The sequence below is a fragment of the Methylobacterium sp. 10 genome, from assembly GCF_000519085.1.
Lineage (GTDB): Bacteria > Pseudomonadota > Alphaproteobacteria > Rhizobiales > Beijerinckiaceae > Methylobacterium.
The window spans coordinates 1-1198 of record NZ_JAEV01000010.1; the positions used below are offsets into that span (position 1 = coordinate 1).

The 1198-nt window shown below is 61.9% G+C and carries 1 pseudogene; it reads right to left on the reverse strand.

Features of this window, described 5'->3' with window-relative positions:
• Nucleotides 1-1132 (reverse strand): annotated as a pseudogene (locus K368_RS0100015) (IS3 family transposase); the annotation flags it as partial.
• Nucleotides 1133-1198 lie beyond the last annotated feature (66 nt).

Genomic DNA, 1198 nt, shown 5'->3' on the forward strand with positions numbered 1-1198 from the left:
GGTTCCGTTGGCCAGATGACGACCTCCGGTGCGGGCGGCTGGTAGCCGAGCGACGAGTGCGGGCGGATGCTGTTGTAGTGCCTGCGCCATTGCTCGATCACGACGCTGGCCTCCTTGAGGGTGTAGAACACCTCGCCGTTGAGGAGTTCATCCCGCAGCTTGGCGTTGAAGCTCTCGCAGTACCCGTTCTCCCACGGACTGCCCGGCTCGATGTAGGCGGTCTGCGAGCCAACCGCCGCGATCCAGTCCTGAACGGCCTTGGCGATGAACTCCGGACCATTGTCGGAGCGGATATGACTGGGCACTCCACGTAGGCTGAACAGGTCCGAGAGTACGTCGATCACGTCGAGGGCCTTCAGCTTGCGGGATACACGGATCGACAGGCACTCGCGCGTGAACTCGTCGATCACGTTCAGCATTCGGTACTTCCTGCCGTTGTGCGTGCGGTGCTCGACGAAGTCGTAGGACCAGACATGGTCGGGACGCTCGGGCCGTAAGCGAAGGCAGGAGCCGTCGTTGAGCCAAAGGCGTGCCCGTTTCGGCTGGCGAGCGGGAACCTTGAGCCCTTCGAGCCGCCAGATGCGTTCAACGCGCTTTACGTTCACCGTCCAGCCGTCGCGCCGGAGCAGGGCCGTGATCCGGCGATAGCCGTAGCGCCCGTACTGCAGAGCCAAAGCGACGATGGCGGACGTCAGAGCGGCCTCGTCCTCGATCACCACGGCGGATTTGCGCTGGGTCGAACGATGCTGACCCAGAACACGGCAGGCGAAGCGTTCCGACACGCCGTGCTCGGCAATGACGTAGTCGACACAAGCCCGGCGGCGAGCCGGGCTCAGAAGTTTTGCTGGCGCTGCCCTTCGGGTCCCGCAGCCGCCTCCTTCAGGATGAGCTTCACCAATGTCAGGTCAGAGATAGCCCGGCGAAGGCGCTGATTCTCGGTCTCCAGGGACTTCAGCCGCTTTACCTGATCGCCCTTCAGGCCACCGTACTCGGACCGCCAGCGGTAATACGTAACCTCGGTTACCTCAATGGAGCGTATTGCTTCAGCAACCTTGCGACCCTGCGAGACCAAGACATCGACTTGGCGCAACTTGGCAACAATCTCTTCAGCCGTATGCTTCTTTTGTCCCATGATGACATCCTCCACATGGCTCAAAGCCATACCTCAGGGAGGACCACTTTTCAGGAGGCAGGCCAG